This is a genomic window from Mycobacterium sp. E3305 (assembly GCF_001666785.1).
Taxonomy (GTDB): domain Bacteria; phylum Actinomycetota; class Actinomycetes; order Mycobacteriales; family Mycobacteriaceae; genus Mycobacterium.
Genome location: NZ_LZJA01000028.1, coordinates 105,298 through 132,019, shown reverse-complemented (window position 1 = coordinate 132,019; position 26,722 = coordinate 105,298). Strand labels below are relative to the sequence as shown.

20 protein-coding genes are annotated in these 26,722 nt (G+C 68.0%); 9 read left to right on the top strand and 11 right to left on the bottom strand.

Features of this window, described 5'->3' with window-relative positions; genetic code table 11:
- Positions 1 to 26: 26 nt before the first annotated feature.
- Entirely contained in the window at positions 27 to 1,544 is a 1,518-nt protein-coding gene (locus tag A5701_RS03460) for a TldD/PmbA family protein (protein WP_067748585.1), read from the bottom strand.
- A 59-nt stretch (positions 1,545 to 1,603) separates the two neighbouring features.
- On the opposite strand from A5701_RS03460, the gene A5701_RS03455 reads away from it, so the two are divergent.
- The 3 genes from A5701_RS03455 to A5701_RS03445 all read left to right on the top strand — a co-directional run bounded on the left by A5701_RS03455 (position 1,604) and on the right by A5701_RS03445 (position 4,707).
- Entirely contained in the window at positions 1,604 to 2,488 is an 885-nt protein-coding gene (locus A5701_RS03455) for a carbohydrate ABC transporter permease (RefSeq protein WP_067748507.1), read from the top strand.
- Complete coding sequence (locus A5701_RS03450; protein WP_067748505.1) at positions 2,475 to 3,290, top strand: carbohydrate ABC transporter permease; 816 nt, start codon at positions 2,475 to 2,477, stop codon at positions 3,288 to 3,290. Before A5701_RS03455 ends, A5701_RS03450 begins: the two co-directional genes overlap by 14 nt.
- 79 nt (positions 3,291 to 3,369) lie before the next feature.
- A complete protein-coding gene (locus A5701_RS03445) occupies positions 3,370 to 4,707 on the top strand; it encodes an extracellular solute-binding protein (RefSeq protein ID WP_067748504.1) in 1,338 nt (445 codons plus the stop codon).
- On the opposite strand, the gene A5701_RS03440 is transcribed toward A5701_RS03445, so the two are convergent.
- From A5701_RS03440 to ddaH, 4 genes are read right to left on the bottom strand one after another with little or no spacing between them, the layout of a single operon-like run.
- On the bottom strand, positions 4,704 to 5,582 hold the full coding sequence (locus A5701_RS03440; protein WP_067748502.1) for a universal stress protein: 879 nt from the start codon (positions 5,580 to 5,582) through the stop codon (positions 4,704 to 4,706). The genes A5701_RS03445 and A5701_RS03440 overlap by 4 nt on opposite strands.
- Entirely contained in the window at positions 5,579 to 6,991 is a 1,413-nt protein-coding gene (locus A5701_RS03435; protein ID WP_067748582.1) for an amino acid permease, read from the bottom strand. Before A5701_RS03435 ends, A5701_RS03440 begins: the two co-directional genes overlap by 4 nt.
- A 59-nt stretch (positions 6,992 to 7,050) precedes the next feature.
- Complete coding sequence (rocD, locus tag A5701_RS03430) at positions 7,051 to 8,283, bottom strand: ornithine--oxo-acid transaminase (protein WP_067748500.1); 1,233 nt, start codon at positions 8,281 to 8,283, stop codon at positions 7,051 to 7,053.
- Positions 8,280 to 9,137, bottom strand: coding sequence for a dimethylargininase (gene ddaH / locus A5701_RS03425; protein WP_067748498.1), 858 nt, complete (start codon positions 9,135 to 9,137; stop codon positions 8,280 to 8,282). The genes rocD and ddaH overlap by 4 nt, the downstream gene beginning before the upstream one ends.
- A gap of 122 nt (positions 9,138 to 9,259) precedes the next feature.
- Here ddaH and A5701_RS03420 point away from each other — a divergent pair, with 122 nt between their 5' ends.
- Positions 9,260 to 9,706 carry an Lrp/AsnC family transcriptional regulator gene (locus tag A5701_RS03420; RefSeq protein WP_067748496.1) on the top strand — a complete coding sequence of 149 codons (447 nt, stop codon included), beginning with the start codon at positions 9,260 to 9,262 and terminating at the stop codon, positions 9,704 to 9,706.
- 55 nt (positions 9,707 to 9,761) lie between these two features.
- On the opposite strand, the gene A5701_RS03415 is transcribed toward A5701_RS03420, so the two are convergent.
- From A5701_RS03415 to A5701_RS03400, 4 genes are read right to left on the bottom strand one after another with little or no spacing between them, the layout of a single operon-like run.
- On the bottom strand, positions 9,762 to 11,567 hold the full coding sequence (locus tag A5701_RS03415; protein WP_156669892.1) for a sulfatase-like hydrolase/transferase: 1,806 nt from the start codon (positions 11,565 to 11,567) through the stop codon (positions 9,762 to 9,764).
- Positions 11,560 to 12,018 (bottom strand): SRPBCC family protein, encoded by a 459-nt coding sequence (locus tag A5701_RS03410; protein ID WP_067748492.1) that lies wholly within the window; start codon positions 12,016 to 12,018, stop codon positions 11,560 to 11,562. The genes A5701_RS03415 and A5701_RS03410 overlap by 8 nt, the downstream gene beginning before the upstream one ends.
- A gap of 21 nt (positions 12,019 to 12,039) precedes the next feature.
- A complete protein-coding gene (locus tag A5701_RS03405; RefSeq protein ID WP_067748490.1) occupies positions 12,040 to 12,891 on the bottom strand; it encodes a CbiQ family ECF transporter T component in 852 nt (283 codons plus the stop codon).
- Entirely contained in the window at positions 12,888 to 14,858 is a 1,971-nt protein-coding gene (locus A5701_RS03400) for an ABC transporter ATP-binding protein (protein ID WP_156669897.1), read from the bottom strand. Before A5701_RS03400 ends, A5701_RS03405 begins: the two co-directional genes overlap by 4 nt.
- 193 nt (positions 14,859 to 15,051) lie before the next feature.
- Between A5701_RS03400 and A5701_RS03395 the strand changes: the two genes are divergently transcribed.
- Positions 15,052 to 15,525, top strand: a complete 474-nt coding sequence (locus A5701_RS03395) for a MarR family winged helix-turn-helix transcriptional regulator (protein WP_067748486.1) — start codon at positions 15,052 to 15,054, stop codon at positions 15,523 to 15,525.
- Between the two features lie 80 nt (positions 15,526 to 15,605).
- Positions 15,606 to 17,987, top strand: a complete 2,382-nt coding sequence (locus A5701_RS03390) for an ATP-binding cassette domain-containing protein (RefSeq protein ID WP_067748580.1) — start codon at positions 15,606 to 15,608, stop codon at positions 17,985 to 17,987.
- Here the strand turns inward: A5701_RS03390 and A5701_RS03385 are convergent.
- A complete protein-coding gene (locus A5701_RS03385; protein ID WP_067748484.1) occupies positions 17,963 to 19,078 on the bottom strand; it encodes an esterase-like activity of phytase family protein in 1,116 nt (371 codons plus the stop codon). The two genes, A5701_RS03390 and A5701_RS03385, sit on opposite strands and share 25 nt — an antisense overlap.
- A 129-nt stretch (positions 19,079 to 19,207) precedes the next feature.
- Here A5701_RS03385 and A5701_RS03380 point away from each other — a divergent pair, with 129 nt between their 5' ends.
- Entirely contained in the window at positions 19,208 to 21,160 is a 1,953-nt protein-coding gene (locus A5701_RS03380; protein ID WP_067748482.1) for an acyl-CoA dehydrogenase, read from the top strand.
- A 30-nt stretch (positions 21,161 to 21,190) separates the two neighbouring features.
- Here A5701_RS03380 and A5701_RS03375 read toward each other — a convergent pair whose 3' ends face one another.
- On the bottom strand, positions 21,191 to 21,658 hold the full coding sequence (locus A5701_RS03375) for an LppP/LprE family lipoprotein (RefSeq protein ID WP_067748578.1): 468 nt from the start codon (positions 21,656 to 21,658) through the stop codon (positions 21,191 to 21,193).
- Positions 21,659 to 21,970: 312 nt separating this feature from the next.
- Between A5701_RS03375 and A5701_RS03370 the strand changes: the two genes are divergently transcribed.
- Together A5701_RS03370 and A5701_RS03365 are read left to right on the top strand one after the other, a co-directional pair.
- A complete protein-coding gene (locus A5701_RS03370) occupies positions 21,971 to 26,191 on the top strand; it encodes a bifunctional nitrate reductase/sulfite reductase flavoprotein subunit alpha (RefSeq protein ID WP_067748576.1) in 4,221 nt (1,406 codons plus the stop codon).
- 107 nt (positions 26,192 to 26,298) lie between these two features.
- Positions 26,299 to 26,607, top strand: coding sequence for a hypothetical protein (locus tag A5701_RS03365; RefSeq protein ID WP_156669891.1), 309 nt, complete (start codon positions 26,299 to 26,301; stop codon positions 26,605 to 26,607).
- Positions 26,608 to 26,722: the final 115 nt, after the last annotated feature.

Below are 26,722 nucleotides of genomic sequence, written 5' to 3'. Positions count from 1 at the left end.
TCGTTCTGCATCGTCGCCGGCGCGGATCATCGGCCGCCCTCGGTCCGGGTGTTGAGCACGTTGACGCCGCGGAACAGCGCCGACGGACAGCCGTGGCTGACCGGGGCGACCTGACCGGGCTGGGCCTTCCCACAGTTGAATGCGCCGCCGAGCCGCCACGTCGACGGGCCGCCCACGGCTTCCATCGAGTTCCAGAAATCGGTGGTGGTGGCCTGATAGGCCACGTCGCGCAGCTGGCCGTCCAGGCGGCCGTCGCGGATGCGGAAGAACCGCTGGCCGGTGAACTGAAAGTTGTAGCGCTGCATGTCGATTGACCACGACTTGTCGCCGATGATGTAGATGCCGTCCTGCACACGGCTGATGAGGTCGGCGGTGCTGACGTCCTCGCGCGCCGGCTGCAGCGACACGTTGGCCATCCGTTGGATCGGCACATGATGCGGCGAATCGGCATACGAGCAGCCGTTGGACCGCGGTTGTCCAAGTCTCGGAGCGAACACCCGATCGAGCTGATAGCCGACAAAGATGCCGTCACGCACCAGATCCCAGCTCTGCGCCGCCACGCCTTCGTCGTCGTAACCGATGGTCGCCAGGCCGTGGTCGACGGTGCGGTCGGCGGTCACGTTCATCACCGGTGAGCCGTACCGCATGGTGCCGAGTTTGTCGGGCGTGGCGAACGACGTTCCGGCGTAGGCGGCCTCGTAGCCGATGGCCCGGTCGTATTCGGTTGCGTGCCCGATGGATTCGTGGATCGTCAGCCATAGGTTGGACGGGTCGATCACCAGGTCCGTGCGCCCCGCGATCACGCTGGGCGCCTTGACCTTCTCGGCGAGCAGCGACGGCAATTGCGCCAGCTCGTCCGTCCAGTTCCACACCTCGTCGCCGGCCAGCACTTCCCAGCCGCGCCCGGTCGGCGGCGCCAGCGTGCGCATCGAGTCGAAGCTGCCGGCCGCCGCGTCGACGGTCACCGCCTCCAGCGAGGGCTGCACCCGCACCCGCTGCTGGGTGATCGACGACCCGAACGTGTCGGCGTAAAACGACTGTTCCTTGACGGCCGTGAGGATGGCCGACACGTGGTCGACACCATCGGCACTGAGCAGCCGACCGGAGTAGTCCTCCAACACGTCGATCTTGTCGGCCACCGGGATGCTGAACGGGTCGGTCCGGTAATTCGAGACCCAGGTGGCGTCGGCGTACACCGGTTCAGGCGCCAGCTCGACGCGCTCGCGGTTCAGCGTCGCCAGGGTGGTGGCCACCTGCACGGCGTGCCGCGCGGTCTCGGCCGCGACCGACGGCGCCAGCTCCGCGTGCGAGGCGAATCCCCACGTGCCGTCGACGATCACCCGCACGGCCAACCCGAGCTCGCGGTTGACGACCGCCGTCTCCAGCTCACCATCGCGCAGCTGGATGATCTCGGACACGATGCGGTGAACCCGCAGGTCGGCGTAGCTGGCACCGGCCGCGGTGGCCGATGACAGCGCGGCATCGGCCAGCTCATGGCGGGGCAGGTTGAGGAAGTCGGCATCGATCCCCCGGTTCGGTGTCACCGTTCCACCGTAACGGCCGTTCACCCCAAACCCGGGCGCCGCCCGCTTTAATTACCTCCATGGCCAGCGGCGTCCGGAGGACACAGCCTCGCTCCACCGCGCTGGGCTATGCCCTGCTGGCGCCCAGCCTGTTCGGTGTGCTCGCCTTCTTGCTGCTGCCCATCCTCGTGGTGATCTGGTTGAGCCTGTACCGATGGGACCTGCTCGGGCCGCTGCACTATGTAGGCCTGTCGAACTGGCGGTCGGTGCTGACCGATCGCACCTTCGCCAACTCGCTGATCGTCACCGCCCTCTTCGTGGCGATCGTGGTTCCGGCGCAGACGGTGCTGGGTCTGCTGGCCGCGTCGATGTTGGCCCGCCAGCTTCCCGGCACCGGCCTGTTCCGCACCCTCTACGTGTTGCCCTGGATCTGCGCCCCGCTGGCGATCGCGGTGCTGTGGCGCTGGATTCTTGCTCCCACCGACGGCGCCGTCAGCACCCTGCTGGGCCACAGCATCGAGTGGCTGTCGGACCCCAGCTTCGCGCTGCCGCTCGTCTCGGCCGTCGTCGTATGGACGAACGTCGGATACGTCTCGCTGTCGTTCCTGGCGGGCTTGCTGGCCATCCCCGACGACATCCACGCGGCCGCGCGCACCGACGGCGCGACCGCCTGGCAACGGTTCTGGCGCATCACCCTGCCCATGCTGCGGCCGACCACGTTCTTCGTCCTCGTAACGGGGATCGTCAGCACCGCACAGGTTTTCGACATGGTCTACGCGCTGACCGGCGGCGGGCCCGGCGGCAGCACCGACCTGGTGGCCCACCGCATCTACGCCGAGGCGTTCGGCTCCGCGGCCATCGGGCGCGCGTCGGTGATGGCGGTGGTGTTGTTCGTCATCCTGATCGGCGTCACCATGGTGCAACACCTGTATTTCCGGCGGCGGATCAGCTATGACCTCACCTAGGCGGCTCGTCATCTACGCCGGGCTCATCCTCGGTGCGCTGATCACCTTGGCGCCGTTCGCTCTTGGCCTGCTCACCTCGTTCACCTCGGCGCACCAGTTCGCCACGGGCACGCCCCTGCAGCTGCCGCGGCCGTTCACGCTCGCCAACTACGCCGACCTGGGCGGAGCCGGATTCGGCCGGGCGGCCGCCGTGACCGCGTTGATGACCGCCGTGATCCTGCTGGGCCAGATGACCTTTTCGGTGCTGGCGGGATACGCGTTCGCGCGGTTGGACTTTCCCGGGCGCGACGCGCTGTTCTGGGTGTACATCGCGACGTTGATGGTGCCGGGGACGGTGACGGTGGTGCCGCTGTATCTGATGATGGCCCAACTCGGCCTGCGGAACACGTTCTGGGCGTTGGTGCTGCCCTTCATGTTCGGCTCGCCGTACGCGATCTTCCTGCTACGCGAGCACTTTCGCATCATCCCGAACGACTTGGTCAACGCCGCCCACCTGGACGGCGCCAACACGTTGGACGTCATCGTGCACGTGGTCATCCCGTCCAGCCGGCCGGTCCTGGCTGCTCTGACGTTGATCACGGTGGTTTCGCAGTGGAATAACTTCATGTGGCCGTTGGTGATCACCAGCGGGCACAAGTGGCGGGTGCTCACGGTGGCGACGGCCGACTTGCAATCGCGGTTCAACGCCCAGTGGACGTTGGTGATGGCGGCGACGACGGTCGCCATCGTCCCGTTGATCGCGCTGTTCGTGGTCTTCCAGCGTCACATCGTCGCTTCGATCGTCGTCTCGGGGCTCAAATGACCAGGCCGCGCATCGAGATTGCGGTCAGGGCTGTGATTTTCGGCGCCTTACGACCACCACGGCAATCTGGGCGCACATCATGAGCCGGCCTCGCGTGTCGACGCTGATGGCCGGGGCGCTCGCCCTGGTGGCTGTTCTGTTGGGCGCGACCGCGGTGTTGCTCGACTACTCCGGTCAGCCCCCGGGCGGCAAGGTCGTCGTGACGGTGCGGGTCTGGGCCGACCAGATCGCCGCGGCCTACCGGCAGTCCTTCGCGGCGTTCAACCGCGCGCATCCCGACATCGTGGTGCACACCAGCGTGGTGTCGTATTCGACGTACTTCGACACGCTGCGCACCGATGTCGCCGGCGGTAGCGCCGACGACATCTTCTGGCTCTCCAACGCTTACCTGGCCGCCTACGCCGACAGCGGCCGGCTGATAAACATCGGCGCCGCCCTCAAGCCAGGGTCCGCCTCGGCGTGGGATTCGGCGGTCGTCGACCAATTCACCCGCGGCGGCGTGCTGTGGGGTGTGCCGCAGCTGACCGATGCGGGGATCGCGCTGTACTACAACGCGGACCTGCTCGCCGCGGCCGGTGTCGAACCGGCCCAGCTGAGCGGTTTGCGGTGGAGCGCTGACGGCGGTGACACGTTGCGGCCCATGCTGGCCCGGCTCACGGTGGACGCGGACGGACACGCCGGAAACACAGCCGGTTTCGACGCCCGACGGGTTCGGCAGTGGGGCTACAACGCCGCCAACGACCCGCAGGGCATCTACCTCAACTACATCGGTTCGGCCGGCGGCGTTTTCCAGCGCGGCGACCAGTTCGCGTTCGACAATCCGGGTGCGGTGCGGGCCTTCCGTTACCTGGTTGGCCTGATCAACGACGACCACGTCGCGCCGCCCGCCTCGGACACCAACGACAACGGGGACTTCTCCCGCAACCAGTTCCTAGCCGGCAGGATGGCGCTCTTCCAATCCGGCACCTACAACCTGGCGCCGGTGGCCCGCGATGCCCGCTTCCGCTGGGGCGTGACGATGATGCCGGCCGGCCCGGTGGGCCGGGTGAGCGTCACCAATGGCATTGCGGCGGCGGGCAATGCCGCGACGAAACATCCCGAAGCGGTGCGTCAGGTCCTGACCTGGATGGGCAGCAAGGAGGGCAACGAGTTCCTCGGGCGCGAGGGCGCGGCCATCCCGGCGGTCCTGTTGGCCCAACCGGTTTACTTCGACTACTGGGCCGCCCGGGGCGTCGACGTCACGCCCTTCTTCGCCGTGCTCAACGGGCCGCGCATCGCGGCACCCGGCGGTGCGGGCTTCGCGGCCGGCAACGACGCCCTGCGGCCGTACTTCGATGAAATGTTCCTGGGCCGGGGCGATGTCGCGACCACCCTGGGCAAGGCCCAAGCGGCCGCCAACGCCGCGGCGCAGCGCTAGCCGGGCAGCACCAGCACCGGCACTGGGCTCTCCCGGATGATCTTGGCGCTGCGCGAACCGAGGAAGACCCGCCGGATGTCACCGCGCGGCCGGGTGCCCAGCGCGAGTATCTCGCCCTCCTGCCAATCCGCCTTCGCCAGTGCCTCTTTCCAGCTGCGTCCGGTAACCACCTGCAGCGCAACGTCTTCGCTCACGATCTGGTCGGTCTTGAGTTCCTCGAGGATGTCGCGCACCTGGGCGGCCCAGGCCGCCAGCACCTGATCCTCGACCTCGAGCCCGACCTCCGGGGGATACATCGTCTTGCCGCGAACGGCGAAGGTGATCACTCGCACCGGCACGCCGAATCGCTGTCCGAAGTCATAGCAGCGCTTCACCACGTCGACCGAGTCGGGGGTGGCCGAATAGGCACAGCTGAGCCGGGTCAACGTGCCTTGGTGCGAGCGGTAATTGCGCGGGCTGATCGCCACCGGCACGGGCGAGGCGTGCAGCAGCCAGTCGGCGGTCGAGCCGATCAGCACTTGCCCACGCCCGCCGCTGGGCAACGACCCCAGCACGAGCACGTCGGCGTCCACCTCGTGGACTATTTCGAGGAGTCCCCCGGATACCGATCCGTGCGCGCGGTGCAGGTACGTGACGTCTATCCCGTCGCCCACCGTTTCCATGAACCGGGCGGCCTCCTTCGCCGACTCCGCGGCCATGGTGTCGGCCCATAGTTCGTACTCGGCGTCGACGCGGGCGCGCGAGGGTGTCAGCCACGGCTTGGGCACGATGGTCGCCACGGTGAGCGAGGTGCCGCGGGTCCGCGCGATGCGCACGCCCAGATGCAGCCCGGAGAGCCCGACCTTGCCGGCCCGGTAGCCCACGACGACGGTCACAGCGCGTCCCGCTCGAGCGTTTCGGCGTTGAGCGCGCTGTGATGGCGGCCCCACACGAAGTAGAAGACTAACGCGAGCGCGATCCAGCCACCGAAGGCAATCCAGGTGTACCAATGCAGGCTCGCGAGGATGTATCCGCACGCCAACACCGAAAGGACGGGCGTGACAGGATAACCGGGCACCTTGAAGCCGCGCGGCAGGTCGGGCTCGCGCACGCGCAAGATGATCACTCCGGCGGAGACGACGACGAACGCGGTGAGCGTCCCGATGGACACCATGTCCGCGAGCTTGTCCAGCGGTATGAAGGCGGCCAGGGCGGAGGCCGCGACGCCGACGATCACCGTGTTGCCCACCGGCGTCATCGTGCGCGTGTTCACCCGCGCGAATCGGGTGGGCAGCAGGCCGTCGCGGCCCATCGCGAACAGGATCCGCGTCTGCCCGTACATGGTGACCAGGGTGACGGAGAAGATCGAAATCACCGCGCCCGCAGCCAGGATGGTGCCGGCCCAGCTGCCGCCCGTGACGTTGTCGAGGATGGTGGCCAGCCCGGCCTCCTGCTGCCCGGCGAAGTCCTGCCAGCGCTGGGTCCCCAGCGCGGCCACCGCGACCAACACGTACACGCTCGTCACGGTCACCAGAGCCGCAATCAGCGCGCGCGGCATGGTCTTTTGCGGGTCCTTCACCTCGTCACCCGCGGTGGACACGGCGTCAAGCCCGATATAGGAGAAAAAGATGGTGCCGGCGGCCGAGCCGATTCCCGCAACGCCGAAGGGCGCGAAGTCGTGGAAATGGTGCGCGTCGAACGCCGTGAACGCCACGATCACGAAGATGATCAGCACGCCCAGCTTGACGAGCACCATGATCGTGTTGACCCTGGCCGATTCGCTGGCGCCTCGGATGAGCAGCAACGCGCACATCGCGATCAAGATGATCGCGGGCACGTTCACGTAGCCCGGCCTGGCATCCCACGGCGCGGCCGACAGCGCGTGCGGCAACTGGAAGCCGAAGACGTTGCCGAGCAGCTTGTTGAGGTAGCCGCTCCAGTTGACCGCGACGGCGGCGGTCGAGACTCCGTATTCGAGCAGCAGACAGGCCGCCACCCCCATCGCCACCACCTCGCCCAGGGTGGTGTACGCGTACGAGTACGACGACCCGGAAACCGGCACGGCCGAAGCCAATTCGGCGTAGCAGATCGCCGCGAGTCCGGCCGCGACCCCGGCGATGAGGAAGGAGAGGATCACTGCGGGGCCGGCTTCGGGCACGGCCTGGGACATGACGAAGAAGATGCCCGTCCCGACCGTCGAGCCGACCCCGAACATGGTCAGCTGGAAAGTGCCGATGCTCCGCTTGAGGTGGTCCGCGGCCCCGTACGCGACGGGCGTGCCGACAACCGGTCGGCGCCGCAGCATCTGCTCCTTCAGACTGATCGACGTGGGTTGCAATTACCCCTCCTTGCTCGATCAGCTGATTATGGGCCAGCCTCCCGCAGCACAGAAGCGAACTGCTCGATCGCCCAGTCGATCTCCTGCTCGCCGATCACCAAAGGTGGCGCGAACCGCAACGTCGAGCCGTGCGTGTCCTTCACCAACACGCCCCGGTCGGCCAGTCGAAGGCTGATCTGCTTGCCCGTCCCGAGCCGCGGGTCGACGTCGACCCCGGCCCACAACCCCAGCCCGCGCACCTCCAGCACGCCGTGACCCAGCAGTGCGCGCAGACGCGCGTGCAGGTGTGCCCCCAAAACCGCCGAACGGGCCTGGAATTCTCCGCGCCGCAGGATGGACACCACGGTGGTGCCGATGGCGGCGGCAAACGGGTTACCGCCGAAGGTGGAGCCGTGTTCACCGGGATGCAGCACGCCCAGGATCTCGCGGTCGGCGACCACCGCCGACAGGGGGACCACGCCGCCGCCCAGCGCCTTACCGAGCAGGTAGACGTCCGGCACCACGCCCCAGTGGTCGCAGGCGAATGTGTGGCCTGTACGCGCCAGGCCGGACTGGATCTCGTCGGCGATCATCAACACGTTGCGCTCGCTGCACACGGCGCGAACGGCGGGCAGGTAGTCGTCGGGCGGAACGACGATGCCCGCCTCGCCCTGAATCGGTTCCAGCAGCACGGCGACCGTGTCGTCGTCGATCGCACACGCCAGCGCGTCTGCGTCGCCGAAGGGCACCGAGCGGAACCCCGGCGTGAACGGCCCGAAACCGTCCCGCGCCGTGGGATCCGAGGAGAAGCTGACGATGCTGATCGTGCGACCGTGAAAGTTGTTGTCGGCCACGATGATGTTTGCGCGACCGTCGGGGACGCCCTTGACGTCGGCGCCCCACTTGCGGGCGATCTTGAGACCGCTCTCCACGGCTTCGGCGCCCGAGTTCATCGGCAGCACCAGGTCCTTGCCGCACAGCCGGGCCAAAGCGGCGCAGAACGGGCCAAGGGTGTCGGAATGGAAAGCGCGGCTCACCAGCGTGACGGTGTCGAGCTGGGCGTGGGCCGCTGCCGTGATCTCCGGGTTGCGATGGCCGAAGTTCACCGCCGAGTAGGCGGCCAGACAGTCCAGGTAACGCCGACCCTCCACGTCGGTGATCCATGCGCCCTCCGCGCTGGCGGCCACCACCGGCAGCGGCGAATAGTTGTGCGCCGCATGGCGTTCGACCAGCTCGATGGCGGCATCGGTTTCGGTCGGAGTCGGGGCGAGGATCGTCATGGAAAGACCTCCAATGTGCAGCACTTGACCGAACCGCCTCCCTTGAGGAGCTCAGAGAGGTCGACGCCGACGGGCTCGAAGCCCGCGGCACGTAGTTGCGCGGCGAATCCGGTTGCGGCCGCGGGCAAGACGACGCGCCGTCCGTCAGACACGACGTTGAGGCCGAGGACGAACGCGTCGGCGCTTCCCACCACGATCGCGTCGGGGAACAACGCCTGCAGTTGATCCTGGGCGGCGGCGCTGAACGCCGGCGGGTAGAACGCGATCGTGTGGTCGTCGAGCACGGCCAGCGCGGTGTCGAGATGGTAGAAACGCGGATCCACCAATTCGAGTGAAACGACGGGCAGGCGAAGCGCCGCGGAGATTTCCGGGTGCGCGCGCCGGTCGGTGCGAAAGCCGTAGCCCGCCAATACCGTTTGCCCGACCATCAGCAGGTCGCCCTGTCCCTCGTTGACATGACGGGTGGACACCGGCCGGTACCCGATGGATGACATCCAGTCGGCATAGGCGCGCGATTCACCGGCGCGCTCCGCGAATCGAAACTTCGCGACGATCGCGACGTCGCCGGCGATGAATCCGCCGTTGGCGGCGTACACCATGTCCGGCAGTCCGGCCGCGGGCTCGATCACGTCCACCCGGTGGCCCAGCCGGCGGTAGGTCGCGCGCAACGCCTCCCATTGCGCGTGCGCGAGCCCGACGTCGACCGGCGTCGAGGTGTCCATCCACGGGTTGATCGCGTACTCGACCGCGAAGAAGGTCGGCGGCGTCATCGCGTAGCGGCGGGCGGTTGGCGTTCGAATGTGCCCCGGTCGCGCCGGGGAGGGCGCGGGCGCCGCGACGTACTGTTCCGTCATAAATCAACGGTATTGGCGCCTCGGTACACAATCAAACGCTAGCTGTTGCGTGTCTATGCTTGGTTTATTGCGCTAGAATGCCACTGGCATCGATTTGTTGCGCGCGACCGAAACGGAGGGCGATGGAGCGCCTCGACGAGACCGACTCCCGCATCCTGACCGAACTGACCGAGCATGCGCGGGCCACGTTCGCCGAAATCGGCGAGAAGGTGAATTTGTCTGCGCCCGCGGTCAAGCGCCGCGTCGACCGGATGCTGGACACCGGCGTCATCAAGGGCTTCACCACGGTCGTCGACCGCAACGCACTCGGCTGGAACACCGAGGCCTACGTGCAGGTCTTCTGCCACGGCACGATCGCGCCCGACCGGCTGCGCGCCGCCTGGGTCGACATCCCCGAGGTAGCCAGCGCGGCGACGGTGACCGGCACGTCGGACGCGATCCTGCACGTGCTGGCTCGCGACATGCGGCACTTGGAGGCCGCCCTCGAGCGCATCCGGTCCAGCGCGGACATCGAGCGCAGCGAAAGCATTGTGGTGTTGTCGAACCTCATCGACAGGATGCGCACCTAGCGGCGCGGCGCGCGTAACGCCATGGCGCAATTCGGGCCGAGTTTCCGCCCTGGCGTTACGTCCGCCGGCGGAAGAGGCGCTTGAGCCGTGACGGACGTGATCTAGGCGGCCGGCGAGACGCATACGGCCACGGCCGGTTTCGCTCGGGTACCGATTCGGCCCGCGCGTGTTTGAGCTGCGTCCGCAGGTGCTGACGCAGGCTGTGCAGGTCAGGGTCGGCCCAGCGGTTGACCGCCTCGACCGGGTCCGAGGTCAGGTCGTACAGCTCCCACTGATCGTCGAGGGGAGACGTCCGGTACGCCTCTCCCCCAAGCCCATTGGCCGCCAGGTGCCGCACCCCCGGTTCGGTCCAGGTGCTCGGATCGTCGAAGGTGCGCACCAGCTTCCACAGGTGGCCTGCGGCACCGGCGGCGGTCGCCTCGTCGACGCGGACAACCAGCCCCTCGAAGTTGGAGGCGGTGTGTGCAGGGATCCGGATGCGCAGCGGCGCAGGCGGATTGACCGTCTGCTGCAAGCGGCGCGCCAATCCCGAAGCACCGCTGTCCCCTTCGAGCATGTTGTCGCGGGTCATCAGGTAGACGGCGCGGGTCTCGTCGGCCGGCGCACCGTCCACGACGGGCATCAGGTTCCGTCCGGGTAGCGGGTGCACTTCGGAGAACGACTCGGCCAGCGTTGCCGAGACCGCCGCGACATCGACGCCTGCGGCCGCCAGCAGCGTGGGAACCAGGTCGACGTGCGAGGTCGGCGCCGTGACTTGCCGTGGTCGCGTGCGGCGCTCGCCGACGCGCGCGATGACGAAGGGGACGCGGGTGGCCTCGTCGTACAGGTTGAACCACTTCTGGTGCAGACCGCCGTGGGCCCCGAGCAGGTCGCCGTGATCGGCGGTGCGCACCAATATGGCCTCGCCCCAACCGCTCTCGGTGACGGCCCGCCGGACGCGATCGATCGGTCCGTCCACCTCGGCGTGCAGCCGGTAGTACAGGTCGCGGTAGCGCTGCGCGTTGCGCGTGTAGGTTCGGTCGATCGCGGCCGCGGGGCCGTAGCCGGAGTAGTACGCCTCGCGAAAGGCGATCTGCGCGGCGGGCTTCGTGGACAGGTCTTCGTCCGCGGTCGGCGCGGCGGGCACCGCGGGAGGGTCGAGCGGCGACGGCCTGACCGGGCTCCGCCGCGACCACGTCGGGAAGAGCACGATGTCGTGGGGATTGACGAAGCTCGCCACCAGGAGGAACGGCCGCAAGGCGGCGGGGTCGCCGGCGCGGCGGCGGGCGTAGCGGTCGGCCAGCCAGGCGACGACCCGGTCCGCGATCAGCGGGTCTCGCCGCACACCGGCGTTGGCCAGCGCCGCCCCGTGCGGCTCGGGCCCGACCCAGCCGGAGAAACCATACGGGCCCAACGGGTCTGCCTCCAGATAGCGCCGCACGGCGGCGGCGTCGACGACCCCGTTGTCGTCATTGGTCGCCAACGGCCGACCGGTCCGGGGCTCGAGGAGATCGGCGTGCGAAATGTGCCACTTGCCGTCGTAGTGGGTGTCGTAACCGGCCGCCCGGAACCAATTTCCGAGCGTGGGAACCTCGCCTGCACGCAGCCAGCGCATCCGTGAGTCGTCGGCGGTCTTTCCGATGCCGTCGGTCTGGGTCACGCCGTGCAGGTCGGGGTACTGCCCGGTGAAGATGGTCGGTCGGCTCGGCACGCAGGCCAGTGAGCCGGTGTAGTGCCGCGTGAAACTGACACCGTGATCGTCAAACCACTTGCGGCCGGTCAGCGTTCGATCGCGCCACGCGAGCACGTCGGGGGCCTCGTAGGGCGGTACCGCGCGTTCCTCGTCGGTCATGATGACGATGACATCGGGGCGGTCAGACACGGGCATGCTCCAATCGGTCGGCGAGGCCGGCGAGCATCAGTTCGGACTGTCGCGCCAGAAAGCGGCACAGGGCGCGCTCGGCCAGCTTTTGCATTGCGTGCGGCCCGATTTCGACCGTGCTGGTGAGGGCGACCAGGGTGGTGGCCGAGTCGCCGGCGGTCGATTCGAGCGTCCAGCTGTTGGACACCCTGCGGAGTCGGGCGGGCAGGCCTTCGATGTCGTAGCCGAGGGCGCGGGGCGGGTCGAACTCGGTGATGCGCTCGACGAGCGCGTCGCGCTTGACCTGGACGCGCCGGGCGGTGCCGACGGCGGATCCGTTGGGTCCGGAGAACAGGATGCACGAGTGGTCGACGTTGCCGGCCCACGAACTGATCGACCCGAAGTCCGCAAGGATTTCCCAGATGTCGCCGATGCGGGCCGCGATCGAGCGAGTCCGGCGTATGTCGGCCACGCGCTCACGTTACGCGAACGATCAGCGAGTCAGGTGGAATATCGTCTCGATCGCCACCGCGGCACCGCCCACCGCGATGGTCACCGCGAGCGTCAACCAGTCGGCCATTTTCGGCCGGGCCGGAGCGGCTGAGAGTTGGCCGATGCCGCCCCGGGCGGTGATCGCATCACCCATCTCGTCGGCGCGGCGCAACGTCACCACGATGGCGGCGGCCACCAGGTCGATCGAGTTGCCGGCCGTCTGCTTGACCCGGGCCTTACGCGTCGGTGCCATGTGGTTGGGCCGCAATCGACGAGCGGCGTAGAGCACCTGAAATTCCTCGATCAGCAACGGGAAGGCGCGCAGCGCCAGGGCCAGGGCCACCGCCCACTCGTCCACCGGGATCCGCACCAGCTTGAGCGGGCGGCCCAAAACCGCGAGCGCCGGGGCGATTTCGGCGACATTGGTCGTCCAGGACACCATCGCCCCCAGACCGAGCAGGACGAGGGACAACGCGGTGATCCGCAGGAAGTTCAACGCCCCGCCGAGCCCCAGGTGAACCCCCGCGATCGACACCACCGGACTACCACCGGCCAGCGCGGCCGTCACGAAGCCCAACGCGATGAGGACCCACAGCCAGCGCGGAACCGACGGGAGCGCACCGCGGGGAATGTGGGCGATCCAGATCGCCGTCATCACCAACGCGGCCACCGACCCGATCGTCACCCAGCCCGGGTAGAAGGTCAGCAACACCGCAACACCGAACACCACGAGAAGTTTGGTGCCGGCCCACAGGCTGTGGATCGCGGACCCGCCGGGCACCGGAACCAACAGCACCACCGGGCGCGCGGTGCGCCGCTCCTTGCCGCGCGTCGGGGACGAAGGTGCGGTCACGACACACCCCCGGCCGTCGCGCTGGCCGACACCGTTTGCAGGGCGCCGTTCTGCACGTGCAGGGTTCGCGGGCAGACGGCTTCCAAGCCCACGAAGTCGTGCGAGATGACGACGACGGTCAGCCCGCGGTGACGGCGAAGATCCGCCAGCAGCCGCAGCAGGCCGCGCTGGCTCCCGACGTCCAGCCCGGCCAGCGGCTCGTCGAGGATCAGCACGCGCGGCGAGCACGCCAGGAGTCCGGCCAGCACCACCCGTCTCATCTGGCCGCCGCTGAGCTGATCGATGCGCCGCCTGGCCATCGCGGGTTCCAGCCCGACCGCCGCCAGGGCGGCGATCACCCGGCCTTCGTCGTGGGGCGAAAAGCCCGCCACCGAAGCAACTTCCAGGCCGACGTGGCTGCGCATCAATTGCAGCCTCGACGTCTGAAACGACAACGCCACCGCGCCGACGTGATCCCGGATCGGCTCACCGTCGAGCAGGCAGGCGCCGACCGTGGGAACGGTCAGTCCGGCCATGATCCACGCCAGCGTCGACTTGCCCGAACCGTTGCCACCGTGAATCAAAATCCCGTCGCCTTGTTCCACGACGAAATTGATGTCGCGCAGGGCGGTCTTCGCCCACGGTGTCCCGCTGTTGTATTCGTGGCTGACGCCAACGATTTCCAGCACCGGCTTGCTTGGGCCGCGCCGGAACGCGGTGGCAGGCAGCGGGGCCGGAACCGTCTCGACCATGCCGGTGTTATCCGGGGAGTCACTCAGGTTGATGGTCCGGTCCGCCGACGCGGCCTCGTTGTCGAAATGCGTGATGTGCACCAGGGCGGTCCGATGCCGCTTGGGAAGGCCGGCCAGCACGTTCAACAGGACCTCTCGGCCCCTCTGGTCGACCATGCTGGTGAACTCGTCAGCGATCAGTAGCGCCGGTTCCCGCGCCAGCGCCGCGGCCAGGGCGAGGCGTTGCAGTTCGCCGCCGGACAGGCCGCCGGTATCGCGCTCGGCAAAACCCCCGAGACCGACTTCCTGCAGCAGATGGTCGACGTCGACCTCGGTTCCCGGGGGCAGCCCCCACACCACATCATCGGCCACGCGGGTTCCCAAGACCTGGCTCTTCGGGTGCTGCAGAACCAGCGCCGTACCGCCCAACATGCCGAGCCCCACCGCGCCCGGGCGGTGCACCGTGCCCGACGTCGGTTGCCGGCCCGCCAAGATGAGCGTCAACGTGGTCTTGCCAGACCCATTGGCGCCGACGACCGCGACATGTTCTCCGACCTGAAGGTCGAGGCTGAGCTCCCGCAAGGCATCTTGCCTGGCATTGGGGTAGCGGAACCGCACCCTATCCAGCCGCACCGGAACGGGCCCGATCGCTGCGCCGGGCGGCTCGTCCGGGGCGTCGAGCTTGTGCACGTCCGGCACGTTGCCCATCCGGTCCAGCAGGCGGGAAAGCGCCCACCAACCGATCCACGACGACACCATGACGCCATAAGTGACGTAGCCGAGCATCAGCCACGGCCAGTAATGCAGCCCGAAGTCGAAGCACCGCTTGACGTCGGCGCCGAGCCATCGCAGATTCACCCGGTCCAGGAACGCGACCACACCGTCGACGTTCGCCGACATCACCTCAAAGATCAGATGCCGCAACCGGTTCAGCACGGCCAACGCACCGACAGTCGCCCCGGCGACGGCGACCCCGACGATCAGGGAGGAGACGAGCACCGTGGGTGTGCCCCTGCCCCTGCGCTTGACGAATCCGGTCAGGCCGCCGATGTAGGCACAGTTGACGACCGTCACGGCGCCGCCCACTCCGGAGATGAGGAAGGCGATCATTCCGGCAGCAAACGTCGCGGCCACCAGCACACGGAACCGGTAACGGTAGGACAGCAGCCCCATCGGCACCGTGCCCAGCAGCGCCAATCCTTGGGCGAACGGGATGACACCGGCGATGATCGCGATCACCGCGCAAAGCGCCCCCATGACCGAGGCCTGGGCCAATTCCGCCGGATGTAAAGGTCCGCCCCGACGGCGCGCACGGACGGGGTGGCGGACTTTCACTTCACCGATTCTGCCAGGCCGTGGTCCCAACTCGGTTCGTCACACTCGACACTCCCGACACCATTCGGACCGCGCGTCTTCGCCTCGCTTAGCAAAGCTATGGAACTATGGACACATGGACAGAGTTGTCGAGACCGCAAACATCGAGGCCCAGCAGCTGGGAGCGGATCTGCTCGCCGTGGTGGCGCGGCTCAACAGGCTGGCCACCCAGCGCATCCAAATGCCGCTGCCGGCGGCGCAGGCCAGACTGCTCGCCTCCATCGAAGCCCACGGCGAAGCCCGGATCGGCGACCTCGCGGCGGTCGATCACTGCTCACAACCGACCATGACGACCCAGGTGCGCCGGCTCGAGGACGCCGGCCTGGTCACCCGAACCGTCGACCCGGGGGATGCCCGCGCCGTCCGCATCCGCATCACCCCCCAGGGCAAGCGCACGCTCAATGCGGTTCGCGCCGACCGTGCCGCCGCGATCGAACCGCAACTGGCGTTGCTCGAGCCGGGCGACCGCCAGGTGCTGACCGACGCGGTCGAGGTCTTGCGCCGGCTTCTCGACAACGCGTCGCTGGCGGGGCGCCGCAACGCGCTGTGACGGGCGGACCCACGTGGATGGACGACGGCCGGCGGGTAGACACTAGGTCGATCTGACCGGTGCGACGAAAGGTGGCGGCCATGCGGCCCGAGGCTTCCGGTTTCAGAGCCTCCCCGTTGACCGTGTGGGTCGGGTCGGCGCGATTCGACTTCTCCCCCGGCCGCGACGTGATCGTCGGCTACGGCCCGGGCAGCGACATCGCCCTCGAGCGCCTCGGAACTCCGACCTCGCCGCCCCCGGCGCCCCGCCCCGAGGTGGTGCTGCGGTTCGCGGGCACTCACTGGGTGGCGATCGACCTGAGCCACAACGGCATCTTCGTCGACGGCGCACGGGCCTCGACCGTCGCGATTCGCAACGGCCAGGCGATCAGCGTCGGTGATCCGCAGCGCGGTCCGCGGCTGGTTTTCGAGATCGCTCACCCGGCCGGCCCGCCTCGTCAAACCCCGCCTCGACCGCCCGCTTACCCGCCGCGGCAGGCCCCGGCGCCTCCTCCCTTCCCCCCGCCACCCGCTCATCCGGGCGAGCCGAGCCCGCTGGCCCCGACCGAGCGCGAGACCCAGCGCATGCGCGTGGTGCCCCCGCAACCGCCGGCGGCCGAACGTCCCGCCCACCCGCAGCCGACACCGCCCGTTCCACCGCCAGTCGAGCCGATCCTGGCGGCGGATGCGCAGGCGAAGGCACCGGGCCTGATCGAGCGGATGATCACCTCGAAACTCCGCGTTCCGCGTGCGGCCGTCGGCGCCGCGGAATCTGGAAATGCCACTTATCGATTGCCGCTCAAAGCCGAGGCCCGCACCCTCGGGGTGACCGCGTACCAGCTCGGGCTGACGGTAGACGGGCGCGACATGTTGTCGGGCATCTCGTTCTCGGCGCGTCCGGGCATGTTCACAGTCGTCGTCGGGCCGTCGGCCAACCGCAACTCCGCCCTGCTCGGGCTGCTCGCCGGCACCCGGCAACCCAGCTCCGGGCGCGTCACGGTCGACGGCCACGACGTGCATGCGGAGCCGGCGTCGATGCGCACCCGCATCGGCATCGTCTCGCCCGAGGACCGCTTGCACCGCCAGCTCACCGTCGAAAAGGCGTTGGCGTACGCCGCCGAACTGCGCCTGCCGCAGGACGTTTCACCGGAGCAACGCGACCGCGTGATCGGCCAAGTCCTCGAGGAACTGGATCTCTCGGAGCACCGGTCCACCCGGATCGGCAAGCTTTCGCCCGAGGTGCGCCGGTGTGCCGCGCTGGCGGTCGAGCTGCTCACCCGGCCGACGCTGCTCGTCGTCGACGAGCCGACCGCCGGCCTGGATGCGGAGCAACAACGTCACGTCATGGCGATGCTGCGGCGCCAGGCCGACATTGGCTGCGTGGTGGTGGCGGCCGTGTCGTCGCCGACGTCGTTGGCGAACCTCGACCTGTGCGACGAGGTGCTGACGCTGAGCTCGGCCGGTACGACGGCGTTCCTGGGGCCGCCCGCACACGTCGAATCCGCGCTGGGCACCGCCGACTGGCCGCAAGTGCTGGCCCGCGTCAGCGCCGACCCCGACGGCGTCCACCGCGCATTTCGCGCCCGTCCCCCGGCGGCTCCCCCGCCGCCCGAGATCGCGCCACCGGCGCCGCCGCCCGCCGAAGCCCCCTTGGGTCGTCAGATCCGGCTGCTGGCCCGTCGTGACGTCCGGCTGCTCTTCGCCGACCGCCTCTACGTCGGGTTCCTGGTGCTCCTGCCGTTCGCACTGGCGGGTCTGACGCTGCTGATCCCGGGCGATTCGGGCCTGACCCGGCCCCATGCCGGCGACGCCCACCCGCACGAAGCGATCGAGATCCTGGCCGCGCTCAACCTCGCCGCGGTGATCATCGGCACCGCGCTGACGATCCGCACTGTGGTGCGCGAGCATCGCATCTTCCGCCGCGAGCAGGCGCTCGGGCTGTCGACCGTGGCCTATTTGGCCGCCAAGATCCTGGTGTTCAGCCTCGCCGCGGCGATCCTGACGGCCATCGTGTTCGCCATTGTCATCGCCGACAAGGGCGGACCGGCGGGTGGCGCGGCCCTGCTGCACAACGCCACCCTCGAGCTGTACGTGAGCGTGGCGGTGACGGCCATCGTGTCCGCGGCGGTCGGGCTGGCGTTGTCGACCATGGGCAAGTCGTTGCGCGAAGTCCTGCCGCTGCTGCTTCCGGTGATCCTGGCCTCCGCGCTCTTCAACGGGAGCCTCGTTCAGCTGGTGAGCAAGTGGGGCCTGCAACAGATCTCCTGGTTCGTCCCCGCCCGCTGGGGCTTCGCCGCATCGGCGTCCACCGCCAACCTGCGCCGCGTCGACCCCCTGGCCGCCGACTGCCAGACGTGGACCCACTACAGCGGCTGGTGGCTGTTCGACATGACGATGCTTGTCCTGCTCGGCGTCGCGGCGGCCGGCTTCACCCTCTACCGGCTGCGGCCGCGGGACCCTCACATCGCGAACAACAGAAACTGAGTGACCTGACTCGGGGAGAAGTTGTTATCGCTGACCAGCACCACCGACTGGCGACCGTCGGGCAGCTTCGGTCCCAGCGTGATGCCCTCGACATTGTCCAGCGGCGACAGTCCCGGCGTGGCGGACAAGTCGACCGCCAGCGTCTTGCTCATCGGGGTCACGTCCGCGCCCAGTGACGGGAGCGCCAAAACGTCGGTGGCGGAGCCGATCTCGGCCCGGTAGATCCGCACGGTCGGCGGGGTGGCGGCGGCCCGTTCGATCACCAGAAACGTCGTGTCCGACAGCGCGACCAGGTCGGAGACGCCGTTGAGTTCGGCGGGCGGGACGGGCGGCTCCATCGGGTAGGCGTACTGGGCGGTCGGTACCCCGGTGGCGACGTCGAATTTGGTGATCCGGGTGAGCACACGGTGACCGTCGCCGCCGGTCGGGCCGTCGTTGTAACCGGGGTCCTCCATCGCGGCGTACAGCGTCCGGCCGTCGGGTGTCAGCGCCAGACCCTCCAAAGCCTTATCCCGGCGAGGGCCCACGTTCTGCGTGGACATCGCCAGATTGGCCGGCAGGGTGAACTCGCCGAGGTAGGCGCCGTCGAGCGCGGCGGTCCGGATCCAGGGGTCGAGCAACACCGGCCCGGAGGTGATCCGTTCGCCCTCGGAGGACCAGTACAGCCGCTGCCGGGCGGGGTCGAACGCGATGCCCTCGGGGTCCGGCGGGACGACCGGTGGCGTGACATCCAGGGTGAGCGGCCGGAAGGGCTGACCGGTACGGTCCAGCAGCGGACGGGTGCCGGTGAAGGTGACCCTGTCAATTCCCCTGTCCGACAGGGACAACTGCACGGTGTAGAACCGGGCCGGGTTCTTCTTCGAGCGGTCGTCGCTGATGACGTAATAGAGCTGACGGCCCGCGTCATAGCTCAGCGCCGACAAACCGCCGATGACCGTCCCGTCGAAGCTCGCATTGAACGGAACCTGCGCCTGACCGAGATAGGCCAACATCGGCCGCGGCGGGGCCGCCGGGGCGTGCGGGTGCGCCGGCGCGCAGCCGGCGAGCGCCAGGGCGAGCAACGCGCACGCCGCGCGGACCCGATGTGCCATACCGGAGAAGGTATCGCCGATCCGGTCGGCTGGGTGAAAACGGGGCACGGCCCGGCCCCGGATGTGTCGTCGGCGAAAACGGGTCGGGTTGTTATTCCCGCAGCGCGAGCCGCAGGATACGGTCGGGTTATGGCGCCAAAGACCACCACCATTGCCGACCAGCTGCGCAACGCCCTCGACGGGCGTTGGCGCGACACGAGGAACCAGCTGCGGTCCACCATGAGCGAGGACCTCTTCCGGCCGCACTACACCCCGAACACCGTGATTGCGCGCACCAAGGTGGCCGAGCAGATGAGGATCATGGCCGCCTTCGGTGCCGCCGCCGACAACTTCCGCAAGGAGCACGGCGGCACCGGCGACATCGGTGCGGCGATCACAATGATCGAGATGCTCGCCATGTCGGATCTGTCGCTGATGGTGAAGGCCGGCGTCCAGTGGGGGTTGTTCGGCGGTGCCGTCGAAAATCTGGGCACCGAGCGCCACCACGAGGCGTACGTGAAGAAGATCATCAGCCTCGAATTGCGGGGCTGCTTTGCGATGACCGAGACCGGACACGGCAGCGACGTTCAGTCGTTGGAGACCACCGCGACCTACGACCCGGCCACGGAGGAATTCATCATCGACTCTCCGACGCCCACCGCCCGTAAGGACTACATCGGCGGGGCGGCCGAAACGGCCACCATGGCAGCGGTATTCGCCCAGCTGATCACGACGGAGGACGGCGAACCGGTCAACCACGGCGTGCACTGCGTGCTGGTGCCGATTCGCGACGCGGAGGGCAACGACCTGCCCGGCGTGACGACGTCGGACTGCGAGTACAAGGGCGGCCTCCCCGGCGTGGACAACGGTCGCATCGTGTTCGACCACGTCCGGGTCCCGCGGGTGAACCTGCTCAACAAATACGGCGACGTGGCGCCGGACGGCACCTACACCTCGCCGATCGAGAACACCAACCGCCGGTTCTTCACCATGCTGGGCACATTGGTGCGCGGACGGATCACGGTGGGCGGCAGCGCCGGCGCCGCCGCCCGCGTCGCGCTGGACATTGCCACGCGATATGCGTTGCAGCGCAAGCAGTTCAGCGCGCCCGATGACGAGTCCGAAGTGCTCATCATGGACTACCTGGTGCACCAGCGCCGGCTGTTCCCCTTGATTGCGAAGTCATACGCGTTGCAGTTCGCCCAGAACGAGCTGGTCAGCAAGTGTCACGACATCCAGACCGCGGACGCGGTGGATGCCGACGAGCAGCGCGAGCTGGAGGCCCGCGCCGCCGGGCTGAAAGCGGCCAACACCTGGCACGCATCGCGGGCGATTCAGGAGGCGCGCGAGGCCTGCGGTGGCGCGGGTTACATGGCCGAGAACCGGTTGGTCGCGCTGCGCGGCGACACCGACGTCTTCACCACGTTCGAGGGCGACAACCACGTACTGACGCAGTTGGTGGCCAAGGAGCTGCTGACGGCCTACGCCGATGACATCCGCAGCATGAGCCCCGTCGAATGGGTGCGCTTCGCCGCCAACACCGTCGGTGAGCGCGTCGTCAAACGGACTGCGGCAGAGACGATTATCCAAACGATCGTGGATGCCCGGCAGGACAGCGAGGAAGAGGGCAGCCTCTTCAACCGCGGCACGCAGATCAAGATGTTCGAGGACCGCGAGGAATATCTGCTGGCGTCCGTGGCCCGTCGGCTGCAGGCAAAATCCAAGGAGATGTCGGAGTTCGACGCGTTCAACGCGGTGCAGGACCACGTTTTACACGCGGCGTCCGCACACATCGACCGGGTGGTGCTCGAGGCGTTCGTCGCCGGCATCGATGCCTGCCCGCACGAGGAAACCCGCGAACTGCTCGGCATCCTCTGCGATCTGTACGCGCTTTCGGTCATCGAAGACGACAAGGCGTGGTACATCGAGCATCGGTACCTGTCCACCGAGCGGGCCAAGGCAGTTACCCGGGGCATCAACGATCGATGCCGCGCGCTGCGACCGCACGCGGAGACGCTCGTCGACGGTTTCGGAATCCCCGAGCAATTGCGCTACGCCGAGATGCTGCACCCGGAGAACCTCGCCGACGTCGCCGCGAACTGAGTCGCCGCTCCCTCATGTTGTGACACAACACTATTGATTCGGGATCGGGCCGAGCGCCTTCAGCCTGCCGTCCGGGCCGATCCCGAACTTCACCGTCCCGCTGCCGGTGGGACAGCACGGCTGATCGTTGCCCTTCAACCATTGGTATTGAACGGCAACAGTGTCATCGGCCGGCGGTAAGACGGTGATGTACGGCTTGGGATTCGGGGTCGCCGGGCCCAGCGGCGTGTTGTGGTCGAAGAACAGCAGCTGCTGTCCGGTGGACTCGCTGGCGATGGTCGGAATGATCTGCACCCAATACAGACGGCACTTCTTGGCATGTCCCCGAGCGATTTCTACCCAGCTGCTACCGGGGATGGTGATCGGCACCGACGCGATGGCCCGCTGCACCGTCGCGGGCGCCGGCCCGTCGGAGTCCTTGCACGTCTCGGATGGGGTTGGCGGCGAACTGGCTTGGTGCCCGCCGCAACCGGAGGCCAGCAGGATCAACAGGATCACAATCAGCTGACGCACTCGGTGAGCTTAGCGAAGGCTGTGAATGTCCCGTTTATTTGGTCCGAGACCCCGTTCTGATAGCTCAGGCATCGGGCCCCGCGGGTAGCCTTGACCGGGGTCGGCGGGTCGATGATGACCCGTCTTGACCTGGGGTTATGCGGCATTCCCGAAAGTTCACGGACGCGCTTAGGCCGGTGAGAGGAAGCCGTAAAACGGGGGAAACTCCCGATACCCGGTGCCGAAACATCCTCGTCGCACCATTCACGTAAGCCCATTGTGCTCAATGGAGGGAAGGTAGGCGTGGCCACCGAGTCCATGGCGTCCGACAACGATGCCGTGAACACCGTGTGCGCATACTGCGGCGTGGGCTGCGGAATGGTGTTGCAGGTCACAACCGACCCCGAGAGCGGCCGGCGCCACATCGGGAAGTCTGTTGGAAACAAACAACATCCGGCCAACTTCGGCCGGTTGTGCACCAAGGGCGCCACCACGTCCGACTTGCTCGGGGCGCCTGGACGAATCGAATCGGCGCATCTGCGCGCCGACCGTGGCGAGCCACTCGAGCCCGTCGACATCGAGCGGGCAATTGCCCAGTCCGCGCACCGTTTACGCGCGATCATCGACGCGCACGGCCCGGATTCCTTTGCCATGTATGTGTCGGGCCAGATGTCCATCGAGGCGCAGTACCTGGCGAACAAACTGACCAAGGGCTTCATCGGCACCAACCAGATCGAGTCGAACTCGCGGCTGTGCATGGCCAGTGCCGGTGCCGGTTACAAACTCTCGCTGGGCGCCGACGGGCCGCCCGGCTCGTACCAAGACTTCGACCACGCCGACGTCTTCTTCGTAATCGGCGCGAACATGGCCGACTGCCATCCCATCCTCTTCTTGCGGATGATGGAGCGCGTCAAGGCAGGCGCCAGGCTGATCGTGGTCGATCCGCGGCGTACGGCGACCGCGGACAAGGCCGACCTGTTCCTCCAAATCGCCCCCGGTTCCGATCTCGCACTGCTGAACGGGTTGCTGCACCTGATCGTCGAGAACGGGCACACCGATCCCGAATTCATCGCCGAGTTCACCGAGGGGTGGGAGGTGATGCCCAGCTTCCTGGAGCAGTACACCCCCGACGCGGTCAGCGACATCACCGGGATTCCCGAGGACGACATTCGCGCGGCGGCCCGCATGATCGGCGAAGCCAACAACTTCATGAGCTGCTGGACCATGGGCCTCAACCAGAGCACCCACGGCACCTGGAACACCAACGCCATCTGCAACCTGCACCTGGCCACCGGTGCGATCTGCAAACCCGGCAGCGGTCCCTTCTCCCTCACCGGGCAACCCAACGCGATGGGCGGCCGCGAAATGGGTTACATGGGACCGGGATTGCCCGGACAGCGCTCGGTCCTGTCCGCGGTCGACCGGGCCTTCACCGAAGACCAGTGGGGCATCCCACGGGGAACGCTCCACACGGACGTGGGCACCGGCACCATCGACATGTTCTCCCGGATGGCCCGCGGCGACATCAAGGCGTGCTGGATTGTCTGCACGAACCCCGTTGCCTCCGTGGCCAATCGCAGGACCGTGCTGGCCGGCCTGGAGCGCGCCGAGCTGGTCATCGCGCAGGACGCCTTCGGAGAAACGGAAACCAACGAATACGCCGACGTCCTCCTGCCGGCGGCCCTGTGGTCGGAAGCCGAGGGCGTGATGGTCAACTCCGAGCGCAACATGACGCTGTTCCAGCCGGCGGTCAGGGCGCCGGGAGATGCGATGCCCGACTGGCAGATCATCGCCCGGGTCGCTTGCGAGATGGGATTCTCGGACGCTTTCAGCTACAACTCGGCCGAGGAAGTCTTCGAAGAGATCAAACGGTTCTCGAATCCGAAGACCGGTTACGACCTGCGGGGGGTCAGCTACGAGCGGCTGCGCCGGGGCCCACTGCAGTGGCCGTGCGCACCCGGGGGCGCCGGCGACCGCAGCCCCATTCGCTACCTCAACGACGGTGTCAGTCAGGCCCGGCTGGTCCGCGAGGACGGCAGCACTCCCCGGCTGGCCTTCCCCACCGAGAACGGCCGCGCGGCGTTCTTCGCCCGCCCGCACCTGCCGCCCGAGGAAATGCCCGACGACGACTACCCGTTCCTGTTGAACACCGGTCGCTTGGCGCATCAGTGGCACACCTTGACCAAGACGGGCAAGGTCGCCAAGCTCAACAAGCTCAATCCCCGGCCTTTCGTCGAAATCCACCCCGACGACGCGGCACGGCTGCACGTCGCCGAGGGTGACGCGATCGAAATCGCTTCGCGCCGCGGTCGCGCCGTGCTGCCCGCCGCGATCAGCGACCGGGTGCGGCCCGGCAACTGCTTCGCACCGTTCCACTGGAACGACCTGTTCGGCGAATACCTCGCGATCAACGCGGTCACCAACGACGCGGTGGACCCGATCTCGAACCAGCCGGAATTCAAAGCCTGCGCCGTCGCATTGGCTAAAGTCGCCGTCCCGGTGGCGAATCGGGGCACTGAACCTCAGCCATCGGTGGATGCCGACGCACCAGCACCCGCGCCCACGGAGCTACCGAAAATCAGCGTGTCGCAGGTCGATGCCCTCGCCGCCTTGCTCGGTGTGGCAACAAGGCCCGTGCCGGAATTCGATGAGCTCGGCCGCTCCTATCTCGCCGGAATGCTGACCGCCCTTCGGTCGGATGCCGGTCGATGCGCGTCCGGCGTGCCAACGCTGCCCCTGAGCGCTCCCTTCGACTCGGGCACCCGGCTGTGGGTGGATGGCCTGCTGGCGGGCCTGTTCTCGCGCAACGACACGACGCGGGCAACGCCGGCCCCCACGGTCAAGCCACCGACCACCGAGCCGCCCGGAGCCAAACCCGCAGAACGCGCGCCCGTCGTCGTGCTCTGGGCATCGCAGACCGGCAACGCGGAGGAACTCGCCGCCGACATCGCGGCGCGGCTGGGCGAGAAACAGCTGCCCGTCGCGCTGCACAGCATGGACGACTTCCCGGTGAGCGAACTGCCGACGACGCGGCAGCTGCTGCTGGTCACCAGCACCACCGGCGACGGAGAGCCGCCCGACAACGGCGCCGGGCTCTGGCGAGCGTTGACGTCAGACGCCGCACCACGGTTCACCGCCACCCGCTACGCGGTGCTGGCGCTGGGCGACTCCAACTACGACGACTTCTGCGGTCATGGGCGCAAGCTCGATGAGCGGCTGGCCCAGCTCGGCGCGACGCGCATCATCGAGCGGGTCGACTGCGAACCCGACTACGACGACGCCGCGGCCAGGTGGCTTGACGGTGTCATCGATGCGCTGTCCCGCACGCCCGCACCGGTGGGCCACGACGGGGTTGCGCCGGCCGTGGCCACCTCGACGGTCGCCGCGCCGCCCCGACCGGCCGACGGGTCCAGAACGGCCGGGTACACCAAGAAGCATCCGCTGATCACCGACATGGCCCAGAACATCAAGCTGGGCCGGCCGGAATCGGCAAAGGACGTGCGGCAGTTGGTGTTTCGAGTGCCCGAGGGCACGATCAGCTACGAGGCCGGCGATGCGCTCGGGGTGTGGCCGCGCAACAGCGACCAGCTAGTCGATGAATGGCTGACCGTCACGGGCCTGGACGGGCAGACCCCGGTCGAGGTCGGCGAGCACGGTCTGATGTCGTTGCGCTCGGCGCTCACGGAGCGAATCGAGATCGCCCACATCAGCCGGGACCTGGTGCGGTTCGTGCAGGAGCGCACCGGCGACCGGAAACTCGCCGAGCTGCTGAAGCCGGAAAACAAAGCCGCGCTGACCGATTGGACGTGGGGTCGCCAGTCGATCGACCTGCTGGCGCAGCACCCGGTCTCCGCCTCGGCCCACGAGTGGCTGAGGGTGCTGAAACGCCTTCAGCCGCGCCTGTATTCGATCTCGTCGAGCCCGAAGGAATGCCCCCAAGAGGTCCACCTGACGGTCTCGCCGGTGCGCTACAACTTCCAGGGAGTCCCGCGGCGCGGAGTCTGTTCGACCTACCTTGCCGACCGCTCCCCCGGCGATCGCGTCGCCGTCTATCTGCAGCCATCGAGCAATTTCCGGCCCCCCGGCGACCCGGATACGCCGATGATCATGATCGGTCCGGGCACCGGCATCGCGCCGTTCCGCGGGTTCCTGCAGGAACGACGCGCGCTCGGGCACACCGGTCCCAATTGGCTGTTCTTCGGCGAGCAGCACGCCGCCACCGACTACTACTACCGCGACGAGATCGAGCAGATGCACGCCGACGGGTTGCTCACCGAGCTGGACCTGGCGTTCTCGAGGGACCAGCGCGACAAGATCTACGTGCAGCACCTGATGCGCAGCCGTGGGGCGGAGCTGTGGCGCTGGCTGCAGGACGGGGCGCAACTCTACGTCTGCGGGACCGCGGACCCGATGGCCAAGGACGTCGACCGCGCGCTGTGCGAGGTCGCCGCCGAACACGGCAGCCTCGACCCCGACGCGGCGAAGGAGTACGTCAGGTCGTTGAGCGCCGGCAAGCGCTACCACCGCGACGTCTACTAGGCGCCGTGCTTCCGCCCGACTCGTAATACGACGGAAACGTCACGCACCTGCCACTGAAACAACCTCGCTGCACCATTCACTCATTGGTCGCGCCGAGGAGGGACGTAGTGGCTCTGGATTTTGACGGGCCCCTCGAGGACACCGTGCGGGCCGTGTGCCCGCTGCAGTGCCGGCTGCGGCGTGCGGCCGGCGACGACCAACCCGGCGACCAGGTCGACTGGGCGGGGCTACCGATCAATTTGGACTTCGCGTTCTCGCCCCAGCAGCGCGACAAGGTGTACAAGCAGCACCTGATGCGCAAGCGCGGCACACAGCTTCGGCGGCCACAGGACCGGGGCCAATGGTGCGCTTGCGACTTTGCGCCCGACGGCCGACGCGTCTACCCGGGCGACGCCGACTCGATGTCCAGTCGCTAGCCCCCCGCCGCTCTCGTCCGATCGGGCGGAGAAGAAATCACCGGGGTTCAAAGTGGCGTCGGCCTGCGCACCCAACCAATTTGCGGGATCTAATCGCACCCGACGCGGTCGCAAT

What these genes read in the sequence shown, in the direction of transcription:
- A5701_RS03455 (WP_067748507.1), top strand. Translation starts at nt 1,604, where the DNA reads ATGGCCAGCGGCGTCCGGAGGACACAGCCTCGCTCCACCGCGCTGGGC.
- A5701_RS03450 (WP_067748505.1), top strand. Translation starts at nt 2,475, where the DNA reads ATGACCTCACCTAGGCGGCTCGTCATCTACGCCGGGCTCATCCTCGGT.
- A5701_RS03445 (WP_067748504.1), top strand. Translation starts at nt 3,370, where the DNA reads ATGAGCCGGCCTCGCGTGTCGACGCTGATGGCCGGGGCGCTCGCCCTG.
- A5701_RS03435 (WP_067748582.1), bottom strand. Translation starts at nt 6,991, where the DNA reads ATGCTGCGGCGCCGACCGGTTGTCGGCACGCCCGTCGCGTACGGGGCC.
- rocD (WP_067748500.1), bottom strand. Translation starts at nt 8,283, where the DNA reads ATGACGATCCTCGCCCCGACTCCGACCGAAACCGATGCCGCCATCGAG.
- ddaH (WP_067748498.1), bottom strand. Translation starts at nt 9,137, where the DNA reads ATGACGGAACAGTACGTCGCGGCGCCCGCGCCCTCCCCGGCGCGACCG.
- A5701_RS03420 (WP_067748496.1), top strand. Translation starts at nt 9,260, where the DNA reads ATGGAGCGCCTCGACGAGACCGACTCCCGCATCCTGACCGAACTGACC.
- A5701_RS03400 (WP_156669897.1), bottom strand. Translation starts at nt 14,858, where the DNA reads ATGGGGGCGCTTTGCGCGGTGATCGCGATCATCGCCGGTGTCATCCCG.
- A5701_RS03395 (WP_067748486.1), top strand. Translation starts at nt 15,052, where the DNA reads ATGGACAGAGTTGTCGAGACCGCAAACATCGAGGCCCAGCAGCTGGGA.
- A5701_RS03390 (WP_067748580.1), top strand. Translation starts at nt 15,606, where the DNA reads ATGCGGCCCGAGGCTTCCGGTTTCAGAGCCTCCCCGTTGACCGTGTGG.
- A5701_RS03385 (WP_067748484.1), bottom strand. Translation starts at nt 19,078, where the DNA reads ATGGCACATCGGGTCCGCGCGGCGTGCGCGTTGCTCGCCCTGGCGCTC.
- A5701_RS03380 (WP_067748482.1), top strand. Translation starts at nt 19,208, where the DNA reads ATGGCGCCAAAGACCACCACCATTGCCGACCAGCTGCGCAACGCCCTC.
- A5701_RS03370 (WP_067748576.1), top strand. Translation starts at nt 21,971, where the DNA reads ATGGCGTCCGACAACGATGCCGTGAACACCGTGTGCGCATACTGCGGC.